At 75.1% G+C, this 3,821-nt stretch carries 3 protein-coding genes; 1 reads left to right on the forward strand and 2 read right to left on the reverse strand.

Annotated features, from left to right (window positions below):
- Positions 1-30 precede the first annotated feature (30 nt).
- Together ACFXAM_RS38150 and ACFXAM_RS38155 are read right to left on the reverse strand one after the other, a co-directional pair.
- Entirely contained in the window at positions 31-2,286 is a 2,256-nt protein-coding gene (locus tag ACFXAM_RS38150; RefSeq protein ID WP_380298473.1) for an amino acid adenylation domain-containing protein, read from the reverse strand.
- Positions 2,276-2,572 carry a phosphopantetheine-binding protein gene (locus ACFXAM_RS38155; protein ID WP_380298477.1) on the reverse strand — a complete coding sequence of 99 codons (297 nt, stop codon included), beginning with the start codon at positions 2,570-2,572 and terminating at the stop codon, positions 2,276-2,278. Before ACFXAM_RS38155 ends, ACFXAM_RS38150 begins: the two co-directional genes overlap by 11 nt.
- Before the next feature lie 221 nt (positions 2,573-2,793).
- Between ACFXAM_RS38155 and ACFXAM_RS38160 the strand changes: the two genes are divergently transcribed.
- Complete coding sequence (locus ACFXAM_RS38160; protein ID WP_380298475.1) at positions 2,794-3,723, forward strand: alpha/beta hydrolase; 930 nt, start codon at positions 2,794-2,796, stop codon at positions 3,721-3,723.
- The last annotated feature ends 98 nt before the right edge of the window (positions 3,724-3,821 follow it).

Genomic DNA, 3,821 nt, shown 5'->3' on the forward strand with positions numbered 1-3,821 from the left:
GGCCGGGGCACCGCCGTCAGCGGACCGTTCTCACGCCTCCCGGCGGGCCTTCTTCGCCCGGGCGGCGAACGCCTGGGCGGGCAGCGCCGCGGCGGTGAGCGCGCGCCGGTCGACCTTGCCGTTCGTGGTGACCGGCATCCGGTCGACCACCGCCCACAGCACGGGCACCATGAACGACGGCAGCTGCCCGGCCAGCCGGTCCCTCAGCTCGACGGGCGTGACGGCCGTCCCCGGGGCGAGCCGGACGGCGGCGAGCAGCCGCTTGTCGGCGCCGCCCTCGGCGACGGTGACGACGGTGTCCTCGACCTCGGGGAAGCCGTTCAGCACGTCGCTGATCGCGGTGAGCTCGATGCGGTAGCCGCGGACCTTCACCTGGTGGTCGGTGCGGCCGAGGAACCGGATCCGGCCGTCCCGGTCCAGCCGGACCAGGTCGCCGGTGCGGTAGATCCGCTCGGGGACGTCGGGGGAGAAGTGACCGAAGCACCGGTCGGTCTCCTCCTTGTTGTTGACGTAGCCGGTGGCGAGGCCCTCGCCGCCGGTGTACAGCTCGCCGACGGCCCCCGGCGGCAGCAGCCTCGCCCGCCGGTCCAGGACGTAGACGCGGGTCCCGGGCACGGGGGTGCCGATCGGCAGCGGGCCGTCGACGTGCGCCGGCTCCCGGACGGTGTGGAACGTCGTGAACGCCGTGTTCTCGGTCGGGCCGTAGGCGTTGGTGACGGTCAGTCCGGGGTGGTCCGCGAGCGCGCGCGCGACGTGCTCGTGGGGTATGACGTCCCCGCCGCTGAGGAGGTGGCGCAGGGTGCCCAGCGAGGCCGGCGCGAACTCCTGGACGAGCCGGAAGAGACCGGCCGTCAGCCAGGCCACGGTCACCTCGCGCTCCGCGATGAACGCGCCGAGCTCGCCCGGCGACAGCAGACCCGGCGGGCAGACTTCCAGGGCCGCCCCGGCCAGCAGCGCGCCCCAGAGCTCGAACGTCGAGGCGTCGAAGGCCAGCGTGGACAGGCGCAGCACCCGTTCGTCCGGCCCGAGCATCAGGTAGTCGGCCTCGTGGACCAGCCGGATGACGCCGCGGTGCGGGATCGCCACGCCCTTGGGCTCGCCGGTGGAGCCGGAGGTGAAGGCGATGTAGGCGAGCCGCTCCGGGTCGGCCGGGGCCGGTGGCACCGGGTCGGTGCCGAGCTCCCAGTCCGGCTGCCAGGGCGCGGTCACCGGCACGCCGTGCCGCCGGACCCCGTCGGCGTCCGCCTCGCCGACGATGGCGGCGGCCGGCGTCGTCCTGGCGACGATCTTCGCGGTGTGCGCCTCGGGCTGGGCGAGGTCCACGCCGATGTACACGCCGCCGGACCAGAGCGTGCCCAGGACGGCGACCGCCTCCGCCGCCGACCGCGGGACCGCCACCAGGACGGCGTCGCCGTCCCGGACGCCGGCGGCGCGCAGCCGCCGCGCCTGCTCGGCCGCCGCGCGGGCCAGTTCGGCGTAGGTCAGGGACGTCCGCCCGTCGCGGACCGCCACCCGGTCGGGGTGACGCTCCGCCACCGCGCGGAACAGCTCGTCCAGCGAGGCGGACGGGAAGTCGGCGGCGGTCTCGTTGAGGCGTCGCAGGGTGTGCAGCCCGTCGGGGGAGATGCACCGGACGTCCCCCAGGGTGCGGCCGTCGCCGGCCGCCCGGGCGAGCTGCTCCACCGCCGCCAGGTAGGTGCGGACGAAGCCCCGTGCCTCCTCCGGGCTCCACAGGTCCGTCGCGTAGGCGGCGTGGCCGGCGTCGACCGCCCCCTCCGGCCCGAACCGGACGCTGAGGTCGAAGCGGGTGTCGTCGTCGTGGGCGCCGAAGGCGGCCTGGACCAGCGGGTGGCCCGGGCCGGAGGACTCGATGCCCAGGTGTGCCACGAGCTGCGGGAAGGTGACGCCGTCGGCCTCCAGGCTCCAGGCGAGCGAGTCGTGGACGGTGCCGACGAAGGCGTCCGGGGTGCGGTCGTCGTCGATGTCGATGCGCACCGGCCGGAGGTCGCCGGCGGGCGAGGCGACGCCCACCAGCAGCCGCTCGGCACCGGTGAGCCGGCCCAGGGCCAGGCCGAAGGCGGCGAGCAGGAAGGTGGAGGGGCTCACCTCCAGGGCCCGGGAGCGGGCCAGGACGGCCTGCGCCGTGTCGGCCGGGAGCTCGACGGGCAGCCGCCCGGTGGCCGTGTCCTCGCGGTGGGTCCGCGGCCGGTCGGCCGGGATCTCCAGGGCCGTCGGCACGCCGGCCAGCCGCTCGGCCCACGCGTGCGCGCCGGCCTCAGGCGCCATCGGGGGACTCCCCGCTCGCCTGCCGCATCCGGGCGAGCAGGTCCGCCTGGCCGCTGATGGTGTCGGCCTGGATGACGTCCAGGGTCTTGAGCCGCACCCCGCCGGCCTTGGAGAGGAGCTCGATGAGCACGAACAGCCGGTGCGAATCGCCCCCGCACTCGAAGAATCCGATGTCGTCGTCCGGTTCGAAATCCAGGATTTCCCGCCAGGTCGAGCGGACGAGGCCGAGGAGATCGGACGGATCGCTGAATTCGTGGTCAGCGGATTGCGAAGGCAAGTTCTCCATCACCAGCACCTTTTTCGATTTTTCACCGACCTGCCACGATATCGGCGGGGCCGGTTCCGGGGCGATATGAGAAACGCACCAATCGTCGTGCGTTCCGCACGTCTCGTGCGCCGGGACTCTCCGCCGGGCCGGATACGAAATAGATTCGGAGCGCGTGTGTCCCGGCGCGGCGCGCGGGGACACGTCCGATCGGATACGAGCGAGTACGTGGGAGAGTTGCGATGCCCCTGGACCGACTGCTCCGGCACCTGATCGCCTGGCAGAGCTCGGACGGCGTCCCGGTCCCGGACCGCGAACTGCCCGTCGACCGGGCCCGCGAACGGTACCTGGTGAACGCCGTGCGCCCGCTCTCCGACGCCGACCGCCGCGGCCCGGTCGTGGTCGCGGAGGACCGGCTGACCGACGGCCCGGACGGAACGGCGCTGCGGCTCAGGGTCTACACCCCGCAGCCGGCCGAGCGGGCCGGGACCAGGGTGGTCACCTATCTGCACGGCGGCGGGTGGGTGATGGGCGACCTCGACAGCCACGACCGGGCCTGCCGGATCCTGGCGGCGTCCCTGGGGGCGGTCGTGGTCGCGGTCGACTACCGGCGGGCGCCGGAGTCCCCGTACCCCGCGCCGCTGCACGACGCGACGGCCGCGGCCCGCTGGACGGCCCGGGCCTTCCCCGGCCGGGCGCACGTGATCGCGGGCGACAGCGCCGGGGCGAGCCTCGCCCTCGGGACCGCCCTGCGGGCCCGTGACCTCGGCTTCGCCGCCCAGCTCCTGATCTACCCGCCGGTCGACCCGAGCCTCGCCCTGGTCTCGTCCAGCCCGCACGCCGAGGGGTACCTGCTGACCGCCGAGGACATGGCCTGGAACTACGCGCAGTACGTCCCCGACGCGCGGCAGCGGGCCGACACCGCCGTGGACCTGCTGAACGCGGACCTCCGGGGCCTGGCGCCGACGGTCGTGGCCACCGCCGAGTACGACCCGCTGCACGAGGAGGGCGCGGAGCTGGTGGCGCGGATGCAGGCCGCGGGCGTCGACGCCCGGCTGGTCACGGGGGAGGGGCTGGTGCACGGCTTCCTGCTGATGCAGGACATCGTGCCGGCGGCGGCGGCCTGCACCGAGCGGGTCGTCAAGGAGCTGGACGCGCTGCTGGGGCCCTGAACGGCCCGGAAGGCGGTCCGCCGCCGGGGTCCGTGGGGGGCACCGGCGGCGGACCGCGCGCGCGCCCGGGGCGCGGCGCCCGGCACGGGACCAGTTAG

The organism is Kitasatospora sp. NPDC059462 (assembly GCF_042749955.1).
Lineage (GTDB): Bacteria > Actinomycetota > Actinomycetes > Streptomycetales > Streptomycetaceae > Kitasatospora.

Bases quoted from the DNA above. Each gene is read 5' to 3' on its own strand.
- ACFXAM_RS38150 (WP_380298473.1), bottom strand. From the start codon at position 2,286: ATGGCGCCTGAGGCCGGCGCGCACGCGTGGGCCGAGCGGCTGGCCGGC.
- ACFXAM_RS38155 (WP_380298477.1), bottom strand. From the start codon at position 2,572: ATGGAGAACTTGCCTTCGCAATCCGCTGACCACGAATTCAGCGATCCG.
- ACFXAM_RS38160 (WP_380298475.1), top strand. From the start codon at position 2,794: ATGCCCCTGGACCGACTGCTCCGGCACCTGATCGCCTGGCAGAGCTCG.